19 protein-coding genes are annotated in these 18,499 nt (G+C 67.2%); 5 read left to right on the top strand and 14 right to left on the bottom strand.

Annotated elements, in window-relative coordinates; translation table 11 throughout:
• The first annotated feature begins 15 nt into the window (after positions 1-15).
• On the top strand, positions 16-858 hold the full coding sequence (locus T336_RS0114990; RefSeq protein WP_051647234.1) for an HAD-IIB family hydrolase: 843 nt from the start codon (positions 16-18) through the stop codon (positions 856-858).
• A gap of 37 nt (positions 859-895) precedes the next feature.
• Here T336_RS0114990 and T336_RS0114985 read toward each other — a convergent pair whose 3' ends face one another.
• The 8 genes from T336_RS0114985 to T336_RS0114950 all read right to left on the bottom strand — a co-directional run bounded on the left by T336_RS0114985 (position 896) and on the right by T336_RS0114950 (position 8,023).
• Entirely contained in the window at positions 896-1,858 is a 963-nt protein-coding gene (locus tag T336_RS0114985; RefSeq protein ID WP_019702830.1) for a tripartite tricarboxylate transporter substrate binding protein, read from the bottom strand.
• Between the two features lie 155 nt (positions 1,859-2,013).
• Positions 2,014-2,451: a hypothetical protein gene (locus T336_RS25230; protein WP_317135410.1), complete on the bottom strand. Its 438-nt coding sequence runs from the start codon at positions 2,449-2,451 to the stop codon at positions 2,014-2,016.
• 239 nt (positions 2,452-2,690) lie between these two features.
• Positions 2,691-3,428: an amino acid ABC transporter ATP-binding protein gene (locus tag T336_RS0114975; protein WP_013596349.1), complete on the bottom strand. Its 738-nt coding sequence runs from the start codon at positions 3,426-3,428 to the stop codon at positions 2,691-2,693.
• Positions 3,429-3,461: 33 nt separating this feature from the next.
• Positions 3,462-4,130 (bottom strand): amino acid ABC transporter permease, encoded by a 669-nt coding sequence (locus T336_RS0114970; RefSeq protein ID WP_013596350.1) that lies wholly within the window; start codon positions 4,128-4,130, stop codon positions 3,462-3,464.
• Between the two features lies 1 nt (position 4,131).
• On the bottom strand, positions 4,132-4,863 hold the full coding sequence (locus T336_RS0114965; protein ID WP_019702831.1) for an amino acid ABC transporter permease: 732 nt from the start codon (positions 4,861-4,863) through the stop codon (positions 4,132-4,134).
• A gap of 125 nt (positions 4,864-4,988) precedes the next feature.
• Complete coding sequence (locus T336_RS0114960) at positions 4,989-5,891, bottom strand: amino acid ABC transporter substrate-binding protein (protein WP_026433165.1); 903 nt, start codon at positions 5,889-5,891, stop codon at positions 4,989-4,991.
• Positions 5,892-6,011: 120 nt separating this feature from the next.
• On the bottom strand, positions 6,012-6,902 hold the full coding sequence (locus T336_RS0114955) for an amino acid ABC transporter substrate-binding protein (protein WP_019702833.1): 891 nt from the start codon (positions 6,900-6,902) through the stop codon (positions 6,012-6,014).
• Positions 6,903-7,084: 182 nt separating this feature from the next.
• Entirely contained in the window at positions 7,085-8,023 is a 939-nt protein-coding gene (locus T336_RS0114950; RefSeq protein ID WP_019702834.1) for a LysR substrate-binding domain-containing protein, read from the bottom strand.
• A gap of 190 nt (positions 8,024-8,213) precedes the next feature.
• Here T336_RS0114950 and T336_RS0114945 point away from each other — a divergent pair, with 190 nt between their 5' ends.
• From T336_RS0114945 to T336_RS0114935, 3 genes are read left to right on the top strand one after another with little or no spacing between them, the layout of a single operon-like run.
• Complete coding sequence (locus T336_RS0114945) at positions 8,214-8,765, top strand: TRAP transporter small permease (RefSeq protein ID WP_026433163.1); 552 nt, start codon at positions 8,214-8,216, stop codon at positions 8,763-8,765.
• Positions 8,762-10,060 (top strand): TRAP transporter large permease, encoded by a 1,299-nt coding sequence (locus tag T336_RS0114940; RefSeq protein WP_026433162.1) that lies wholly within the window; start codon positions 8,762-8,764, stop codon positions 10,058-10,060. Before T336_RS0114945 ends, T336_RS0114940 begins: the two co-directional genes overlap by 4 nt.
• Before the next feature lie 50 nt (positions 10,061-10,110).
• The gene (locus T336_RS0114935) at positions 10,111-11,139 is read left to right on the top strand and encodes a DctP family TRAP transporter solute-binding subunit (RefSeq protein ID WP_026433161.1); all 1,029 of its coding nucleotides are present in this window, start codon (positions 10,111-10,113) and stop codon (positions 11,137-11,139) included.
• 36 nt (positions 11,140-11,175) lie between these two features.
• Here the strand turns inward: T336_RS0114935 and T336_RS0114930 are convergent, their stop codons facing one another.
• The gene (locus tag T336_RS0114930) at positions 11,176-12,993 is read right to left on the bottom strand and encodes an ABCB family ABC transporter ATP-binding protein/permease (RefSeq protein WP_019702838.1); all 1,818 of its coding nucleotides are present in this window, start codon (positions 12,991-12,993) and stop codon (positions 11,176-11,178) included.
• A 45-nt stretch (positions 12,994-13,038) separates the two neighbouring features.
• On the opposite strand from T336_RS0114930, the gene T336_RS0114925 reads away from it, so the two are divergent.
• Positions 13,039-13,503 (top strand): acyl-CoA thioesterase, encoded by a 465-nt coding sequence (locus tag T336_RS0114925; RefSeq protein WP_019702839.1) that lies wholly within the window; start codon positions 13,039-13,041, stop codon positions 13,501-13,503.
• Between the two features lie 96 nt (positions 13,504-13,599).
• Here the strand turns inward: T336_RS0114925 and T336_RS0114920 are convergent, their stop codons facing one another.
• The 5 genes from T336_RS0114920 to T336_RS0114900 all read right to left on the bottom strand — a co-directional run bounded on the left by T336_RS0114920 (position 13,600) and on the right by T336_RS0114900 (position 18,474).
• Positions 13,600-14,160 (bottom strand): bactofilin family protein, encoded by a 561-nt coding sequence (locus tag T336_RS0114920; RefSeq protein ID WP_019702840.1) that lies wholly within the window; start codon positions 14,158-14,160, stop codon positions 13,600-13,602.
• 202 nt (positions 14,161-14,362) lie between these two features.
• Positions 14,363-15,298, bottom strand: coding sequence for a tripartite tricarboxylate transporter substrate-binding protein (locus T336_RS0114915; protein WP_084151435.1), 936 nt, complete (start codon positions 15,296-15,298; stop codon positions 14,363-14,365).
• Between the two features lie 210 nt (positions 15,299-15,508).
• The gene (locus T336_RS0114910) at positions 15,509-16,282 is read right to left on the bottom strand and encodes an enoyl-CoA hydratase (protein ID WP_026433159.1); all 774 of its coding nucleotides are present in this window, start codon (positions 16,280-16,282) and stop codon (positions 15,509-15,511) included.
• A 16-nt stretch (positions 16,283-16,298) separates the two neighbouring features.
• Positions 16,299-17,126 carry an acyl-CoA thioesterase gene (locus T336_RS0114905; RefSeq protein ID WP_019702843.1) on the bottom strand — a complete coding sequence of 276 codons (828 nt, stop codon included), beginning with the start codon at positions 17,124-17,126 and terminating at the stop codon, positions 16,299-16,301.
• Positions 17,127-17,274: 148 nt separating this feature from the next.
• The gene (locus T336_RS0114900) at positions 17,275-18,474 is read right to left on the bottom strand and encodes an acetyl-CoA C-acyltransferase (protein ID WP_026433158.1); all 1,200 of its coding nucleotides are present in this window, start codon (positions 18,472-18,474) and stop codon (positions 17,275-17,277) included.
• Positions 18,475-18,499: the final 25 nt, after the last annotated feature.

Here is an 18,499-nt window from a genome sequence, read left to right as displayed (position 1 = left end):
GAGGGTGCCCTGCAGATGTCCTCCTTCGACGTGCCCGCCCCTGCTGCTGCAGACCTTCTGCCCCTGTCCCTCTGGCAGCCCCCCGGCGACCTGCTCGGCGTCTTCACCGACATCGACGACACACTGACCACCGACGGCGCCATCACCGCCGACGCGCTGGATGCGCTGCAGGCACTGCGGGATGCCGGGCTCGCGGTCATTCCGGTCACCGGTCGCCCTGCAGGCTGGAGCGAGCCCTTCGCCCTTTCCTGGCCGGTCCATGCGATCGTGGCAGAGAACGGAGCGGTGGCGATGGTGCCGGCAGGCGATCCGGGTGCGCCGGTGCTGCGCAAGCTCTACCAGCAGGATGCGGCCACGCGCGCTGTGCAATACGCGCGCATGCAGCAGGTGCTGGAGCGGATCGAGGGCGAAGTGCCCGGCGCCCATCGCGCCACGGACTCCGCGGGGCGGGAGTGCGACATCGCCATCGACCATAGCGAATTCACCCACCTGCCCCAGGCCGCCATCGACGCCGTCGTGCAGCGCATGCGCGCCGAAGGCATGCATGCCACGGTGAGCAGCATCCACATCAACGGCTGGTACGGCGACCACGACAAGCTCGCGGGCGCACGCTGGATCGTGCGTGAGCTCTTCGGCCGCCCGCTGGACGAGGAAATCGCCCGCTGGGTATACGTGGGCGACTCCACCAACGACCAGAAGATGTTCGAGGCCTTCCCGCACAGCGTGGGCGTGGCCAACATCGCCCGGTTCGTGCCCCAGCTGGCGCACCGGCCGCGGTACGTCACGCGTGCGGAGCGCGGCGCCGGCTTCGCCGAAGTGGCGCGAGCGATCCTGCAACCCGGCCGCTCGCCCGCCTGAGCACTTGCCGACCGGCCCGGACCGGGGTCGCGGCGGATCATGCAGGCTTGGCCAGCCCCAGCCGCTCGATGATGGCCTTCTCCCGCGAGTAGGTATCCTGCGCGAACTGGCGGTACGCCGCCGTGTCCATGTAGATGGGCACCATGTCGTAGCGTGCCAGCGCGCTGCGGTAGTTCTCCTGGTCCATGGCAACCTTGAAGGCATCGTGCAGCCGGCGGACCACGTCCGCGGGTGTTCCCTTCGGAGCGCCGATGCCGAAGGGGGAGTTCTGCACGATGTCGATGCCCAGTTCCTTCAGCGTGGGCGCATCCGGGAACTTGGCCAGCCGCTCCGCACCCCAGGTGTTCAGCACCCGCAGCTTGCCGGCCTCCACCTGCGGCGCGAAGCCCGTGGAGTCCGCCGCGGCCATGAGCTGCCCGCCCAGGATGCCCTGCATGAGGTCCGCGCTGCCCTTGTAGGGCACGTGCAGCAGTTGCAGGCCCAGTTGCTGTGCCACCCGCTCCATGGTCAGGTGCGGGCTCGTCAGCGCACCGGTGGAGCCGTAGCTGAGCTTGCCGGGATTCGCCTTGGCATAGGCCACGAAATCCGCCCAGGTCTTGAAGGGGGAATCGGCCGGTACGACCACGCCGAACGCATAGCCCGTCACGTTGATCACATAGCTGATGTCCTTGACGGGGTCCCAGTTGATCTTGGTGGTGTAGGGCATGCGGAAGACCCCGAGCGGGATCTGCGCGACCGTGTAGCCATCGGCCGGCGAGGACTGCAGCATCTGGGCGGGCAGCGTGCCCCCCGCACCGGGCTTGTTGTCGATGATGACCGGCTGGCCCAGCACCTTGGACGCGTTCTCCGCAAGCACACGCATCGTGATGTCGGTGGGGCCGCCCGCGGGGAAGGCGACGACCAGCTTGACGGGGCGTGCGGGAAAGCCCTGGGCCCGTGCCGACAGGGCGGGCGCGAGGGCGGCTGCGGCACCCCACTGGATCCAACGACGTCGCTGCATGTACGGAAACTCCTCAAGAAAAACGGAAAGAAAGATGGATCAGGACATTGCAGCGCGCCCCGCCCGCCGCGCCAACACCGCAAACCCTGACGCACTGTCACCCGCGCGTCATGCGGCGGCCTGCCCTCGATGCCCCGGAGCACGCCCAGGCCGGGTCAAAGGTCGCGTTCCGGCCGATATGCCGGCACGGGGGCCACGTCCAGCGGCAAAGCGTCGCATCCCTGCCCGGCCGCGATCCACCGCCGCGCCAGCCGGGCCATCCAGCGCAGCGCCCAGGCACGGCGCCAGCCGGTGACGGCGGCCGGGTCCGCCACCATGCCGCAGACATAGCGGCCGGGGCTGCCCGGAATATCGGCCGGGATCCAGCGCAATGCCGCGCAAGGCCCGCTGCGGCGGCGTGAAACCACCATGCCCAGCGGGCACGGCTCCGCGAGGCAGCACAACCCGCAGCCATTGCAGGGCGCGCCGAAGGCCGGCTGGGGTGGAGCGTCGCGGTGCCAGAACACCACCTGACCGGTGGCTGCGACGCCATCGGCAGCCCCGCCGACAGGAGGGGCGGGGGCATCGGAGGACGATGGATCTCGGGGCGTCATGGCCGGGGGCCGGGGGTCGTGGGCAGGAACGGGATGGGGATCGGCAGGAGGCACTCCAGGAGCACCATCATCCCGTGGCCGGCGTCAGCGGGCAAGCAGGGCAGTTCGCCGCGCCCGGGCCCGGGCGATCACCCCCGCAGGCCCCACCAAAGCAAAAAGGCGCCCGGAGGGCGCCTTGGGCCGCGGGCAGGAATACCTCCCCGCACGCTGTGCGCAGCGCGGCCTTCGCCGCGCACGCATCAATGCTGAAGGATCTTGTTGAGGAAGTCCTTCGTGCGGGGCTGCCGCGCGTCGGGATTGCCGAAGAAATCCTCCTTCGTGCAGTCCTCCAGGATCTTGCCGCCCACGTCCATGAAGATCACGCGGTGGCCGACCTTGCGCGCGAAGCCCATTTCATGGGTCACGCACATCATGGTCATGCCTTCGTTGGCCAGGCTCACCATCACGTCCAGCACCTCGCCGACCATTTCCGGGTCGAGGGCCGAGGTGGGCTCGTCGAAGAGCATCACGATGGGGTCCATCGACAGCGCGCGCGCGATCGCCACGCGCTGCTGCTGGCCGCCGGACAGCTGGCCCGGGAACTTGTCCTTGTGCGCCGACAGGCCCACGCGGTCCAGCATCTTGAGGCCTCGCTGCTTCGCCTCGTCGGCGCGGCGGCCGAGCACCTTGATCTGCGCGATCGTGAGGTTCTCCGTCACCGACAGGTGCGGGAACAACTCGAAGTGCTGGAACACCATGCCGACCTGGCTGCGCAGCTTGGGCAGGTTGGTCTTCGGGTCGTGGATGGCCACGCCGTTGACGTAGATCTCGCCCTTCTGGATGGGCTCCAGTGCGTTGATGGTCTTGATCAGCGTGGATTTGCCCGAGCCCGACGGGCCGCACACGACCACCACCTCGCCCTTGCGGATGGTAGTGGAGCAGTCGTTCAGCACCTGGAAGCTGCCGTACCACTTGGAAACGTTCTTGAGTTCAATCATTTGCTTTATTCCTCACTCACTTGCCGCATGGGGTCAGCGGATGATGGCGATCTTGCGGTGCAGGCGCTTCACCGCCGACGAGAGCGCGAAGCACATGATGAAGTACACGACCGCGGCCAGCAGGTAGGCCTCGATCGGGCGACCGTAGTTCTTGCCCGCGGTCTCGAAGCCCTTGAGCATGTCATAGGCGCCGATGGCATACACGAGCGACGTATCCTGGAACAGGATGATGGTCTGGGTCAGCAGCACCGGCAGCATGTTGCGGAACGCCTGCGGCAGGATCACGAGCTTCATGTTCTGCCCGTAGGTCATGCCCAGCGCCTGACCCGCGAACACCTGGCCGCGGGGGATGGACTGGATGCCGGCCCGCATGATCTCGCTGAAGTACGCGGCCTCGAAGGCGATGAACGTGATCACGGCCGACATCTCGGCCCCGATGGGCCGGCCCACGAGGAACGGCACCAGCAGGAAGAACCACAGGATCACCATCACCAGCGGGATGCTGCGCATGCCGTTGACGTAGATGGTGGCCGGCACGTCGAGCCATTTCTTGCCCGACAGCCGCATCAGCGCCAGCAGCGTCCCGAACAGCACGCCGCCGATCGTGGCCACCACGGTCAGCACGATGCTGAAATAGAAGCCCTTGAGGACGAACTTGCTGATGATGTCCCAGCTGTAGAAGGAAAAGTCGAGATTCATCATGTCAGTGGCCTCCCCCCGTCCCGCCCGCGACGATGAAGCCCGGGACACGCGCACGCTTTTCGATGAAGGCCATGATGCGGTTGATGGCGAAAGCCGAGATCACGTACAGGCCCGTCACCGCCAGGTAGATTTCGATGCCGCGCGAGGTTTCCTCCTGCGCCTGCATGGCGAACATGGTCAGTTCGGTCACCGACACCGCGAAGGCCACCGACGAGTTCTTGAAGATGTTCATCGTCTCGCTGGTGAGCGGCGGAATGATGATGCGGAATGCCATGGGCAGCAGCACGTAGCGGTAGTACTGCACCGTGGTGAAGCCCAGCGCCATGCCCGCGTAGCGCTGGCCGCGCGGCAGGGCCTGGATGCCCGAGCGCACCTGCTCGGCGATCCGTGCGGATGTGAAGAACCCCAGCGCCAGCACCACGAGGATGAAGCCGGAAACGCTCTTCATCACCGGAAAGATGGCGGGCACCACGTGGTACCACAGGAAGATCTGCACCAGCAGCGGGATGTTGCGGAACAGCTCCACCCATGCATTGCCGAAGCCGACCAGAAACTTGTTGTCCGGCAGCGTGCGGATCGTCCCGATGACCGACCCCGCGACCAGCGCGATCACCAGCGCCAGCAGGGCCACCGACACGGTCCAGCCCCAGGCCGAGAGCATCCACTGGAGGTAGGTCGGGTATTCGCCCCCCGGGTCCTGCAGGAATACCTGCCAATCCCAATTCGATCCCATGGGAATTCCTTCTCAAATCGTCTTACGTCCTGAAATCCTGGGACGGTCCGCCCACCCTTGCGGGGCGACAAACAAACGCCCACCGGCAAGGTGGGCGTTTGCGGGGCCGGACACGTCCGTACGCATCAATCCTTCAGCGTGTACTCTTCCATGGGCTTGTCGTTGGGGTTCGCCCATGCGGCCTTGGTGGCGTCGCTCGCCGGCAGGCCGATCTTCACGTTGTTCGGCGGGATGGGCTGCATGAACCACTTGTCGTAGAGCTTGGCCATCTCGCCCGACTTCATCATGCCCTTCAGGCTGTCGTCCACGGCCTTCTTGAAGGCGGGATCGTCCTTGCGGATCATGATCGCGATGGGTTCCACGCTCAGCGTTTCGCCGACGATCTTGAAGTCGTTGGGGGCCTTGGACTTGGCGATGTTGGAGGCCAGGATGGAGCCGTCCATGATGAAGGCGTCAGCACGGCCCGACTCCAGCAGCAGGAAGCTGTCGGAGTGGTCCTTGCCGAACACTTCCTTGAACGTCAGGCCGTCGGCGCGCTTGTTCTTGCGCAGGGTCTGCACCGAGGTGGTGCCGGTCGTGGTGGCGATGGTCTTGCCGTTCAGGTCCTTGATGCCGGAAATGCCCGAGTTGGCCTTGACGGCGATGCGCACTTCTTCGACGTAGGTGGTGACGGCGAAGGCCACGTCCTTCTGGCGCGCCTGGTTGTTGGTGGTCGAGCCGCACTCGATGTCCACCGTGCCGTTCTGCACCAGCGGGATGCGGTTCTGCGAGGTCACGGGCTGGTATTTGGTTTCCAGCTTGGCCAGGCCGAGCTGCTTCTGCACATCGGAGATCACGCGTGCGCACACGTCGTAATGGAAGCCGGTGTACTTGCCGTCGCCCAGGGTGTAGGAGAGACCGGAAGACTCGCGCACGCCTTCGGTGATGGTGCCGGAGGCCTTGATCTTGGCCAGCGTGTCGTTCGACTGGGCGAACGCGCCGCCCGCGGCGAGCGCCATCACTGCAACTGCCAACAATTGTTTCTTCATCACGATCTCCTTAGCTTATGGATACAAGGGAAGAGGCATTCTAGATAGACGCATGCAAGGCATTCGCCGTTGCAGGGAATATCCCGAATGGGGGAAACACGCGTGCCTGTAGGGCACGCGTCAGAACGGAACCTGGTCCGAAGGGTATTTCCAGAACTCACGCAGCAGGTAGCTGACAGGCAAGTTCAGTGCCCGGTTCGTGGGAGGGACGGGCTGGAGGAACCACTTGTCGTAGATGGGATGGATCTCGCGGCTGGTGATGAGCCGGCGCATCTCGTCGTCCACCACCTTCTTGAACTCCGGATCGCCCTTGGGCAGCATGATCGCCAGCGCTTCGGCAGTTACGAACTTGCCGACCACCTTCAGCGACTTCGGGTCCGGGCGGCCCGCGGCGAACGCGTAGAGCAGGACGTCGTCCATCGCGAAGGCGTCGGCCTCGCCCTTTTCCACCATGTCCACGGCCCGCTGGTCGTCCGGCGCCTCGATCACGTTGATCTGCAGGGCACGCTCGCGGTTGAGTTGCTGCACGGCCCGCAGCGCGGTCGTGCCGCGGGTCGAGACCAGCTTGTGGCCGCCCATGTCCTCGATGCGGTCGAGCGGGCTCGATGCCTTGACCAGCAGGCGGGTGCCCGTGATGAAGTGGGGAATGGTGAACGCGACGATCTGCCGGCGCTCGGCGTTGTTCGTGGTGGAGCCGCACTCGAGGTCGGCCCGCCCCTGCGTGATGGCTTCCATCCGGTTACCGAGGTCGACCGGGACGTAAGCGATCTCCATGTCCTTGCGGCCGGTCTTGCGGCGCACGGCATCCGCAATGCGCTGGCACAGTTCCACGGCATATCCCGTGGGGCGCCCTGCAGCATCCTTGAAGGCGAAGGGAGAAGCCGCGTCGCGGTAGGCCACCACCAGCTTGCCACCCGAAGCGATGCGCTCCAGGACTCCCGCATGGGAGGTCACGGCACAGCAGAGTGAGGCCACCCCCAGGAGGGTGCGCCACGGGCGAACAGGATTCATGGTTTGTCTCGGCATGGAATACGAACCGACGCAAAAACCGCGCCAGCCGGGCATCTCTTTTGACTGCAGTTCAGTAACTGCAGCCTGGAGCCGGTCGGGACTGTAAGTCCTGTCCCCACCGCTTTCCAATGCCGATTGCGGGATTACATCATGCAATCAAGACATAACCAAGTCGCCGCATGCTACAGCGGCTTGTCGGTGCCATGGGCCTGCAGATAGGCCCAGAGGGACTCCACCGTTCCCTTGGCTCGCTCCTTGCCCGAGGACTTCTGCCGGTAGGCCCGCACTTCCATCGACATCTGCATGTCCGGCACGCCCTCGCGCACCGCGCTCGCCAGCCGGCGCGAGCGCAGTTCCTTCTTGACCGCGCTGTGCGGCAGGAAGGCCACGCCGTGCCCTTCCAGCGCCATGGCCTTCAGGCCTTCGGCCATGTCGGTCTCGTACACGCGGTCCAGGTGGATGGGAATGCCGGATTGCTTGAGTATGAGCTCCGTCACCCGGCCCAGGTAGGCCCCGGGCGCATAGCCCAGGTAGGGCAGCGGATGGCCCGGCTCGCCGGGCAGCGCGTAGAGCGGCCGGCCCTCGGCGTCCGCCCGGGCATACGGCGAGAGGATCTCCTGCCCCAGCGTGAGCATCTCGTACCGGTCGGAATCCAGCTGCAGCGGCTGCGAGGGATGGTGGTAGGCGATCAGCAGGTCGCAGCCCCCTTCCACCAGGCGCAGCACCGCGTCGTGCACGTTCAAGGCGATCAGCCGGCTCTTCACCGGCCCGAACCGGTCGCGCAGCCCGGAGAGCCAGGCCGGGAAGAAGGTGAAGGCCAGGGTGTGGGGCACCGCGAACTCGACCATGTCCTTGTCGGCGCTGGTGTGCGCCCTCAGCATGGCGCGGGTGTTCTGCAGCGACTGCAGCATGTCCAGCGCTTCCTCGTACAGGGTCTTGCCCGCCGGAGTGAGCCGGGTGGGGTAGGAACTGCGATCCACCAGATCGGTTCCTGCCCAGGCCTCCAGGGCCTGGATGCGCCGCGAGAATGCGGGCTGGGTTACGTGCCGCAGCTGCGCCGACCGGCTGAAGCTGCGTGTCTCCGCGAGGCTGACAAAGTCCTCGAGCCACTTGGTTTCCATGGGACGCCATTATCGGCTCCGCGGCGCCCTCACGGTCGAGCCCACTTCGGGAAATCCTGCACCGGCTTCGCACACATCCGGTTGCACAATGCTCCCCTGCGCCCACCCGGCGCCAAAGACCGTCCAGCCCGGGGCCCACCACGCCGCGGACACCGGACCGCAGCCGTCCCCCGTCCGTCCGCCGACTCCCATGCCCGCCTCCCTGCCCCCCGGCGCAGAAGCAGACGCTTCCGCCGCATCTCCTGCGTCCACGCCCGCCGCCACCGAGCGCTCCCTGCGCTTCGAAGACTGCCTGACCGTGGCCATCATGGCCCTGCTCGCGCTCATCACGTTCGCCAACGTGCTCGTACGCTATTTCACCAATTCCTCCTTCGCATGGACCGAGGAGATTTCCGTCTTCCTGATGATCGTGCTGGCGCTGGTGGCGGGCTCGGCCGCGGTGGCGCGGGACCTGCACATCCGCATCGAGTATTTCGCCGACCGTGGCTCCGCGGCGCGCCGGCGGCGCCTCGCCCGTTTCGGGGCCCTCTCGGTCGCCGTCCTGTTCGCGGTCATCGCCGTGCTCAGCGCCCGGGTGACATGGGACGACTGGCGATTCGGCGAGACATCGCCGGGCATCGGGGTGCCGCAGTGGTGGTACTCCATCTGGCTGCCTCTGCTGTCGGCACTGATCACGCTGCGCGCCATCGGCCTCTTCCGCCGCCAGGGCGCGGCAGCCGGCGCAACGGGTGACCGGCCATGATCGCGGCGCTTCTTTTCGCGGTCTTCCTGGGCATGATGGCCGTCGGCGTGCCGATCGGTGCCGCGCTCGGACTGGCCGGCACGGCCGCCATCGCGATCGCGAATGCCGGGACGCCCTGGTTCGGGCTGCTGGCGGTGCCGCAGAACTTCTATGCAGGGCTCGGCAAGTACCCGCTGCTCGCGATTCCCATGTTCGTGCTGGTCGGCTCGATCTTCGACCGCTCCGGGGTGGCGCTGCGGCTCGTGAATTTCGCGGTGGCCATCGTCGGACGCGGCCCGGGCATGCTGCCGCTGGTGGCCATCGCCGTGGCGATGTTCCTGGGCGGGATTTCCGGCTCCGGGCCCGCCAACGCGGCCGCCGTGGGCGGGGTCATGATCGCTGCCATGTCGCGCGCAGGCTACCCCGGCTCGTTCTCGGCCAGCGTGGTCGGCGCGGCCGCGGCCACCGACATCCTGATCCCGCCGTCGGTCGCCTTCATCATCTATTCGGTGCTGGTGCCGGGCGCCTCGGTGCCCGCACTGTTCGCGGCCGGAATGGTGCCCGGCGTGCTGGCCGGCATCGCGTTGATCGTGCCGGCCGTGTGGCTGGCGCGCCGCCACAAGATGGGCGCGCTGGAAGCCTCGATGCCCCGCCCGCCCTTCTGGAAGAGCCTGCGCGAGGCCTCCTGGGGCCTGGCCGCGCCAGTGCTGATCCTGGGCGGCATGCGCGCGGGCTGGTTCACGCCTACCGAAGCCGCCGTGGTGGCCGTGTTCTACGGGCTCTTCGTGGGCATGTGCATCCACCGCACCATACGGCTCCGGGACCTGTACCCCATCCTGCGCGAGGCAGGCGAGCTCTCTGCCGTGATCCTGCTGGTGGTGTCGCTTGCGGGCATCTTCGCGTTCTCGCTTTCCACGCTCGGCGTGATCGACCCGATCGCCAACGCCATCGTGCACTCGGGGCTGGGCGAATACGGCGTGCTCGCGCTGCTGATCCTGCTGCTGATCACCGTCGGCATGTTCCTGGACGGCATCTCGATCTTCCTGATCTTCGTGCCGCTGCTGCTGCCCATCATGCAGCACTACCAGTGGGATCCGGTGTGGTTCGGCGTGATCCTCACCCTCAAGGTGGCGCTCGGCCAGTTCACGCCACCGCTGGCCGTGAATCTCATGGTGTCGTGCCGCATCGCGGGCGTGCGCATGGAGTCCACCGTCCGCTGGGTGGGCCCCATGCTGCTGGCCATGTTCCTCGTGATGGTGGCCGTCATCGCCTTCCCGCAGCTGGCCCTCTGGCTGCCGGCGCGCCTGGGCTATTGAGGCGCGCACTTTTACCTCTTTTGAAACCAACGACCCACAGGAGACGATCCATGCAACTGCGCACCTTCCTCGCCACTGCCGTGGCCGCCGCAGCCGCCCTCGCGTTCAGCGCGGCACCGGCCGCCGCGCAGAACTACAAGAGCGAATACCGCATGTCGCTGGTACTGGGCACCGCCTTCCCATGGGGCAAGGGTGGCGAGATCTGGGCGAACAAGGTGCGCGAGCGCACGCAGGGCCGCATCAACATCAAGCTCTATCCGGGCGTCTCGCTCATCCAGGGCGACCAGACCCGCGAGTTCAGCGCGCTGCGCCAGGGCGTGATCGACATGGCCGTGGGCTCCACCATCAACTGGTCGCCGCAGGTCAAGGCGCTCAACCTCTTCTCCCTGCCCTTCCTCTTCCCCGACTACGCCTCGGTGGACGCGGTCACGCAGGGAGAGGTCGGCAAGAGCCTGTTCCAGACGCTCGACAAGGCCGGCGTGGTGCCGCTCGCCTGGGGCGAGAACGGCTACCGCGAGATCTCCAACTCCAAGCGTCCCATCAAGACCCCCGCCGACCTCAAGGGACTGAAGATCCGCGTGGTCGGATCCCCGCTGTTTCTCGACACCTTCACCGCGCTGGGCGCCAATCCCACCCAGATGAGCTGGGCCGACGCGCAGCCCGCCATGGCGAGCGGTGCCGTGGACGGGCAGGAGAATCCCGTGTCGGTGTACATGGCGGCCAAGCTCTACACCGTGGCGCAGAAGTACGTCACCATGTGGGGCTACATGAACGATCCGCTCATCTTCGTGGTGAACAAGGACATCTGGAACTCCTGGACGCCCGCGGACCGCGAGATCGTTCGCCAGGCCGCCATCGACGCCGGGAAGGAACAGATCGCCATCGCGCGCAAGGGCATGGTCGAGGCAGACAAGCCCCTGCTCAAGGAGATCGCCGGCCACGGCGTGACCGTCACGCAGCTCACCCCCGAGGAGCGGCAGGCCTTCGTGCAGGCCACCCGCCCGGTCTTCGAGAAGTGGAAGGGGCAGATCGGCGCGGACCTCGTGAACGCGGCAGAAAAGGCGGTGGCGAAGAAGTAGCGCATTTCCGGGCGCCCCGGCGCTTCCCGGAAAACGTCACTCTTCACGCGACTGCTGGCGCCACATGTCAGCGTAACGCCCCCCGAGCGCCAGCAACTGCGCATGCGTGCCGCGCTCGACGATCCGGCCTGCATCCATGACCAGGATCTCGTGCGCGTCCACCACGGTCGAGAGGCGGTGGGCGACGAGCAGCACCGTCTTGCCCTGGGCGGCGCTGCGCAGTTCGGACTGTATCGCCCGCTCGTTGGCCGTATCCAGCGCGGAGGTGGCCTCGTCGAACACGAGAATGGGCGGGTTCTTGAGCAGCGTGCGGGCAATGGCCACGCGCTGCTTTTCGCCCCCGGACAGCTTCAGCCCCCGCTCACCCACCTGCGTGCCGTAGCCCGCCGGCAGCCCCGCGATGAAATCGTGGATGCGTGCGGCGCGCGCCGCGGCCTCGATCTCCGCCTGCGAGGCCCCCGGCCTGCCGTAGGCGATGTTGTAGGCGATGGTCTCGTTGAACAGCACCGTGTCCTGCGGCACGGCCCCCACGGCGCGGCGCAGGCTGTCCTGGGTGACCTCCCGGATGTCCTGCCCGTCGATCGTGATGCGCCCGGCCTGCACGTCGTAGAAGCGGAACAGCAGCCGCGCGAGCGTGGACTTGCCCGAGCCCGAGGGCCCGACCACCGCCACCGTACGGCCGGGAGGGATCTCGAGGTCGACACCATGGAGGATGGTGCGCGCCGGCTCATAGGCAAAATGCACGCCTTCGAACCGCACCGACGGCGCAGAGCCACCCAGCGACAGCGGTAGCGCCTGCGGCATGTCCCGCACTTCCTGCTCACGGTCCATGAGCGTGAACATCTTGTCCAGATCGGTCAGGCTCTGCTTGATCTCGCGATAGATCACGCCCAGGAAGTTGAGGGGAATGTAGAGCTGGATCATGAAGGCATTCACCATCACCAGGTCTCCCAGCGTCATGCGGCCGTCTGCCACGCCCTGCGCCGCGCGCCACAGCATGGCGACCAGGGCCGTGGCGATGATGAGCTGCTGTCCCGCGTTGAGCAGCGACAGCGACGTCTGGCTCTTCAGGCGCGCGCGCCGCAGCTGCTCCAGGCTCTCGTCGTAGCGGCGCACCTCGAAAGGCTCGTTGTTGAAGTACTTGACGGTCTCGTAGTTCAGCAGCGAATCCACGGCCTTAGTGTGGGCCGCGGAATCGAAGGCATTCGCTTCGCGGCGAAAGCGCGTGCGCCACTCGGTGAGCATCACGGTGAACAGGATGTAGCAGGCCAGGGCGGCCAGCGTGATCCAGGCAAAGGCCGGGTCGAACTTTCCTCCGAGCACCGCCAGGACCAGGAACACCTCGATCAGCGTGGCCCCGATATTGAAGAGCGTGAAGGAGATCAGCGATTCGATGCCGCGCACCCCGCGCTCGATGTCGCGCGTCATCCCCCCGGTCTGCCGCTCCAGGTGAAAGCGCAGGCTGAGCGCGTGCAGGTGCTCGAAGGTCTGCAGCGCGATGCGGCGCGCGGCGCCCTGCGTGGCCTTGGCAAAGACGAGTTCACGCAGCTCGGTGAAGACCGAGGTGCTCAGCCGCAGCAGCCCGTAGGCCGCCAGCAGCCCCGCGGGAACCACCACCAGCGCGGTGGCGGAATCCGGCACGGGAGCCATGGCGTCCACGATGCGCTTGAGCAGTAGCGGTACGCCGACGTTCGCGAGCTTGGCGCCGATGACGAAAACGAGCGCGGCCATCACCCGCCAGCGGTAGTGCAGCAGGTAGGGGATCAGGCGGGCGATCGTGGCGCGGTCGCTGCGGGCGGCGGGCACGGCCGCAGATGGGGGGGAGGCAGTGGATGGGTCGCCGTGGGGGCGCATGGGGGACAATCCCGGTCGTTGTTTGTTCTTACCCGGATTGTGCCCATGACCTCCACCCTGCCCCCGCAAAGCGCCCTGCCCACCGACAAGGAGCTGGTGCTGAAAGTGATCCCCATGCCCGCGGATTGCAATGCCAACGGGGATATCTTCGGCGGCTGGGTGATGGCACAGGTGGACCTGGCGGGCTCCGTGCTGCCCGCGCGCCACGTGCAGGGGCGCATGGCGACCGTGGCGGTCAACGAGTTCGTCTTCAAGCAACCCGTGCGGGTGGGAGACATCCTCTCGTTCTTCTCCTCCATCACGCGGATCGGCCGCACGTCGGTGACCGTGGAGGTGGAGGTGTATGCGGAACGCTTCGCGGCGCAGGGCCGCTATGTGAAGGTGACGGAAGCGCGGCTCACCTACGTCGCCATCGACGCGTCGGGCAAGCCGCGGCCCGTGCCGCGGCCTGCGGGAGAGGAGGCAGGGAATGCCATCCCCGCAGCGGATACCCCGACAGGGGCCCGCTGAACTGCCGGGGCTCGCCATGCTGCGGGCCGTGCCCCGCAGCGGCGGTGCCCCATGCGGGCTGAGGCAGCCCCTGGCCGGGGGACGCCGCGAGAAGGATCAGGCTGCCAGCTGCTGTGCCTCGCCGCGGGAAACATTCGCAGCGGCGTGGTTCTGGGACCGCACCGAGCCCACCGTGCCGGCTTCGATCTCGCCTGCCAGCTGGCCACCCTCCTCGATCACCACCTTGCCGTAGCGGATCTTGCCGTTGACCTTGCCGGTGCTATAGATGACGAGCTTCTGCCGGACGGTGAGCGTGCCGTCGAACTCCCCGTGGATTTCGGCAATATCGATCTCGGCCGAACCCCGGAAGGCACCCTGCTCCGCGATCTGGATCACCCGGGAATCCATAGTGGCCTCCACCGTTCCCTCGACGACGAGCGTGTCGCAGTCGGTGATCTCCACGCCCTTGAGCTTGATGTTCGGGCCGACGGTGAGCTTGCTGCCCGCACCTTCCGAGGGCACGCTGGCCGCGGGCTTCTGGGCCGCGGGCTGGGTGGTGGTGGCGGTGGATGCGGCACTGTTCACCGCGCCACCGGAACCGCCGAGCACCGAAGAGGGTGGGCGGGGCTGGAAGGACTCGGGTTCACGCTTGCCGAAGAAGGGGTTTTGCACGGCCATCAGATCTCCTTGGAAAAAGTCCGTCCGATGCTAGGAGGCCTCCCCCGCCAAAAATCCACGCGTTACGCAAGAACGGTAACCAAACCCTTCGATCGTTGCATGCACTTGCAGGGCTTGCAGCGTCATACAGCACCGCGCCGATGCGTAGGCGGGGAGCGCTCCCGCACGTCGGCCTGCAGCCAGCATGCCCGCGCCGCCTGGCTCAGCGCTGGAAGCCCGACCGGCGCACCACGGGCACCCACTGTGCCCTGTAGACCGCGAGCATCTGCAACGTCTGCTCGCGGGACAGGGCCACGGGCACCATGTCCGCACCGATGAACCGCGCCTGTACGGCCTTGTCCCCCATGGCCTGGGAAACCGCGTCGGCGATCCGCCGTGCGCGCGGCGCCGGCAGCCATGCGGGCGCATAGAGCGCGTTCCAGCCCTGGGCGGACAACGCGAGGCCGGCCTCCTTGAAGGTGGGCACGGTGGGCAGCGTCGGCGAGCGCTGGTCGTCGGACATCGCCAGAATGCGCAGCTTGCCCGCCTGGTGCAGCGGCTCCAGCGCGTCCATCGTATCGATGGCCATCGGAACATGCCCCCCCATGAGGTCGTCGAGCAGCGGGCCGGAGCCTCCGTAGCTCACCACCGGCAGCGTCAGGCCGAGTTGCTCGGCCAGCATGAGCGCGAAGAAATGGGGCAGGCTGCCGGTGGCCGGAATACCGGCGGACAGCTTGTCGCGGTGGGCCAGCATCCAGGCATGCAGGTGGGAGAAATCGCGCACCGGAACGCTCGTTCCCACGGCCACGCCGAACGCATAGCGGGTGATCTGCGCGAGCGCCACATAATCCTTGGCAGGATCGTAGCCGTTGTCCTTGAAGACCAGCGGAGCAACCAGCATGGTCGCCGGATTGGCGAGCACCACCACGTTCTGGCCGGTATTCTCGCGGTGCAGCTGCTGCAATGCGAGCCGGCCTCCGGCGCCAGCGCGGTTGTCCACGGCCACCGGCACGCCGAGGCGGGGCGCGAGGGCTTCAGCCAGCAGCCGGGCCGCGCGGTCGGAAGAGCCACCGGGTGGATACGGCACCACCAGCCTCAGCGCCCCTCCTTCCAGGGGCCCACCCGGAATAATCTGGGCCCATGCGGGCGCCCACGGCACCGCCGCGACTCCCGCCAGAAGGCCCCAGCGAAGCCATGTCCGGCGATGAACGGCCAGGAAGTCAGCGGAAGAGGTACGAAACGTACGAGTCATGCCGGCAGCATCCGTCTAAGGAGATGTTGCCGAATGTAGCGCCGACCAGCCGACTCCGGCAGGTACCGTTGCCCCGGGAATACACCAGCCTCCGCCGGAGCGGGCGGCCCGCCGCGGTCAGCTGGCGCTGAAGTCGGGCCGGCGCTTCTGCATGAACGCGGTGAAGGCTTCGCGGGCCGCCGGCTCCTGCAGCATGCGGCCGAAAACGGTTCCTTCCTCGGCAATCCGCTCGAGCAAGGGCGCCGTCTGGTCCTTCTTCATGAGGCGCTTGGTCTCGATCAGGGACGACAGCGGCTTGGCTGCAAGCTTGCGCGCCTGCGTCTGGGCCACCATGTTGCATTCCGTCGGGGGCACGACGCGGTTCACGAGGCCCACCTCGAGAGCGGCTTCGGCCATGAAAGGCTCGCCCAGCAACAGCGCTTCGGCGGCACGGTGGTATCCCATCATGCGCGGCACCAGCAGGCTGGAGCCGGCCTCGGGACACAGGCCCAGGTTCACGAACGGCATGGAAAACGCCGCGTTGTCGCCCGCATAGACCAGGTCGCAATGCAGCAGCATGGTGGTGCCGATGCCCACCGCCGGGCCGCACACGGCCGCCACCACCGGCTTGGGGAAGGTGGCGATCGCCCGCAGGAACCGGAACACCGGGGACTCCTGCGTGGAAGGAGGGTTGTTGAGGAAGTCTCCGATGTCGTTGCCTGCACTGAAGATGGCCACATCGCCCTGCAGCACCACCACGCGCACGGCCGCATCCTCGGCTGCGGCATCGAAGGCATCCGCCAGCGCGGCGTACATGACCCGCGTGATGGAGTTCTTCTTCTCCACGCGGTTGAAGGTGATGGTCGTCACACCGGCTTCGGTGTGCGTGAGGATGTCCTGGGGTTCGCTCATCGGAGGCTCCTGCGCTTCATTCTTTGTAATAGACGATCTGGTGGCTGCTCGCGAGCATGGTGCCGCCCTGGTTCCAGAGCTGCACCGTCTGGTCGAAAAAGCCGTTGCGGAACTCCTGGGCGCGTGCCTGCCCGAGCAGGTAGCCGCTTCCCGTGTCCGCCAGTTGTTCGCGGCCCGCGTGGAAGTACACGGTGAGCGACACGGTCCCGGCCGGCACCTGGCGTGCACGGCGCAGCCAGACGCGGGGGAAGAATACATCGGAGAGGGCTGCGAGCGCACAGAAATCGAGCGGCCGGGAAGGCTCGTCGCGCATCCACAGCTGGCTGAGGCTACTGTCGCCGCCGCCGTCCCAGCGGGACGGCAGCGCGCCGGTCACCGGCCGCAGGTCGTAACGGTCGAGCCACTTCACGGGCATGCCGCGCAGGATGCGCTCCAGGCCCTCGGGGCCCGTCACCTCGGGCATGGGGGCATCGGGCAGGCTCCAGGTCTCGCGCCGCACCGCGGTGACGACCGTGGCGGTGGTGGTCACCACCGGCTCGCCGTCGGCCCCAGGCTGCAGCACCGACAGCGTCCAGTGCTGCGTGGAGCGGTTGGTGCGCACGGGCTCGGCCTGCACCGTGAACTCACCCTCGGCAATGGCGCCCGCGTAGTTCACGGTGAGCGACAGCGGATCGCCCAGGCGCTGCGGATGCTGCATCACGGCCTGCAGCAACACGGCCGCCGTGATGCCGCCGAACGGCCCGACCATGTTCCAGTAGGCAGGCGACGTGCGCGCCGTGTAGCGGCCGGGCCCGGCCTCCGTGAGCGCCAGCGCGTCGTCCAGTGGGTGCAGGGAATCGGTCATGGGAAGCGAGTGTGCCGTGGTTGCGAGCGTATGGCCGTCGTACCGGTGACTGAACAAAGGCAGAACGCCCACAGTATTCGCCAGCAGACGCCGTGGATCTGGCTCTGCCAGGCCACCGGCGTCGCGATAGCCGCTCAGGGGGATGTACTCACACCCTTTCGAAGATGCCTGCCGCGCCCTGCCCCATGCCCACGCACATCGTGACCATGCCGTACTTCAGGTTCTTGCGGCGCAGCGCGTGCACGACCGTAGCCGAGCGGATGGCGCCCGTGGCGCCCAGCGGGTGGCCCAGCGCGATGGCGCCACCCATGGGATTCACCTTGGCCGGGTCCAGCCCCAGTTGGCGCAGCACGGCCAGCGATTGCGCAGCGAAGGCCTCGTTCAACTCGAACCAGTCGATGTCCTGGTGATTCAGGCCAGCGTAGCGCAACGCGGCGGGAATCGCCTCGATCGGGCCGATGCCCATGATGCTCGGCGGCACGCCCTTGCTGGCGAAGCTGACGAAGCGCGCCAGCGGGGTGAGGCCGAAGCGCTTCACCGCCGATTCGCTCGCAAGGATCAGCGCACCCGCGCCATCGCTGGTCTGGGAGCTGTTGCCAGCCGTGACCGAGCCGCGCGCGGCGAACACCGTCTTGAGCTTGGCCAGGCCCTCCAGGCTGGTATCGGGCCGTGCGCCCTCGTCCAGCGTCACCGTGCGGGTCTTCGCGATGCTCTCGCCCGATTCCAGGTCCGCGGTGCGGTCCGTCACCTCGATCGGCGTGATCTCATCCGTGAACTCACCCGCCTGCTGCGCGGCCAGCGCGCGCTGGTGCGACTGCAGCGCGAAGGCGTCCTGGTCCTCGCGCGACACCTTCCACTGCTGGGCGACCTTCTCGGCCGTCAGGCCCATGCCGTAGGCGATGCCCACGTCGCCGTCCTTGGCGAAGATGCTGGGCGAAAGGGATGGCGTGTTGCCCATCATCGGCACCATGCTCATGCTCTCGACACCGGCGGCGATCATCACCTCGGCCTCGCCCACGCGGATGCGGTCGGCCGCCATCTGCACGGCCGAGAGGCCCGAGGCGCAGAAGCGGTTGACGGTGATGCCACCCACGCTAGTGGGCAGGCCTGCCAGCACCGCGCCGATGCGCGCCACGTTCAGGCCCTGCGCGCCTTCGGGAATTGCGCAGCCGCAGATGATGTCCTCGATGGCGGCCGGGTCCAGCCCCGGCACCTGGGCCAGCGCTGCCTTCAGTGTCGTGGCCAGCAGGTCGTCGGGCCGGGTGTTGCGGAAGTAGCCGCGGTGCGACTTGCCGATGGGCGTGCGCGTGGCGGCGACGATGTAGGCGTCCTGCATTTGTTTTGCCATGGAGAAAGCTCCTTCAATCGATCCG

Origin of the sequence: Paracidovorax oryzae ATCC 19882, from assembly GCF_000687165.1 — a bacterium.
Lineage (GTDB): Bacteria > Pseudomonadota > Gammaproteobacteria > Burkholderiales > Burkholderiaceae_C > Paracidovorax > Paracidovorax oryzae.
This window is presented reverse-complemented; position numbering and strand designations above follow the sequence as displayed.

Excerpts from the sequence above, each read along its gene's own strand:
- T336_RS0114925 (WP_019702839.1), top strand. The coding sequence starts at position 13,039 with ATGACCTCCACCCTGCCCCCGCAAAGCGCCCTGCCCACCGACAAGGAG.
- T336_RS0114900 (WP_026433158.1), bottom strand. The coding sequence starts at position 18,474 with ATGGCAAAACAAATGCAGGACGCCTACATCGTCGCCGCCACGCGCACG.
- T336_RS25230 (WP_317135410.1), bottom strand. The coding sequence starts at position 2,451 with ATGACGCCCCGAGATCCATCGTCCTCCGATGCCCCCGCCCCTCCTGTC.
- T336_RS0114960 (WP_026433165.1), bottom strand. The coding sequence starts at position 5,891 with ATGAAGAAACAATTGTTGGCAGTTGCAGTGATGGCGCTCGCCGCGGGC.
- T336_RS0114940 (WP_026433162.1), top strand. The coding sequence starts at position 8,762 with ATGATCGCGGCGCTTCTTTTCGCGGTCTTCCTGGGCATGATGGCCGTC.
- T336_RS0114970 (WP_013596350.1), bottom strand. The coding sequence starts at position 4,130 with ATGATGAATCTCGACTTTTCCTTCTACAGCTGGGACATCATCAGCAAG.
- T336_RS0114910 (WP_026433159.1), bottom strand. The coding sequence starts at position 16,282 with ATGAGCGAACCCCAGGACATCCTCACGCACACCGAAGCCGGTGTGACG.
- T336_RS0114990 (WP_051647234.1), top strand. The coding sequence starts at position 16 with ATGTCCTCCTTCGACGTGCCCGCCCCTGCTGCTGCAGACCTTCTGCCC.
- T336_RS0114945 (WP_026433163.1), top strand. The coding sequence starts at position 8,214 with ATGCCCGCCTCCCTGCCCCCCGGCGCAGAAGCAGACGCTTCCGCCGCA.
- T336_RS0114930 (WP_019702838.1), bottom strand. The coding sequence starts at position 12,993 with ATGCGCCCCCACGGCGACCCATCCACTGCCTCCCCCCCATCTGCGGCC.
- T336_RS0114985 (WP_019702830.1), bottom strand. The coding sequence starts at position 1,858 with ATGCAGCGACGTCGTTGGATCCAGTGGGGTGCCGCAGCCGCCCTCGCG.
- T336_RS0114950 (WP_019702834.1), bottom strand. The coding sequence starts at position 8,023 with ATGGAAACCAAGTGGCTCGAGGACTTTGTCAGCCTCGCGGAGACACGC.
- T336_RS0114975 (WP_013596349.1), bottom strand. The coding sequence starts at position 3,428 with ATGATTGAACTCAAGAACGTTTCCAAGTGGTACGGCAGCTTCCAGGTG.
- T336_RS0114955 (WP_019702833.1), bottom strand. The coding sequence starts at position 6,902 with ATGAATCCTGTTCGCCCGTGGCGCACCCTCCTGGGGGTGGCCTCACTC.
- T336_RS0114935 (WP_026433161.1), top strand. The coding sequence starts at position 10,111 with ATGCAACTGCGCACCTTCCTCGCCACTGCCGTGGCCGCCGCAGCCGCC.
- T336_RS0114965 (WP_019702831.1), bottom strand. The coding sequence starts at position 4,863 with ATGGGATCGAATTGGGATTGGCAGGTATTCCTGCAGGACCCGGGGGGC.
- T336_RS0114905 (WP_019702843.1), bottom strand. The coding sequence starts at position 17,126 with ATGACCGATTCCCTGCACCCACTGGACGACGCGCTGGCGCTCACGGAG.
- T336_RS0114920 (WP_019702840.1), bottom strand. The coding sequence starts at position 14,160 with ATGGCCGTGCAAAACCCCTTCTTCGGCAAGCGTGAACCCGAGTCCTTC.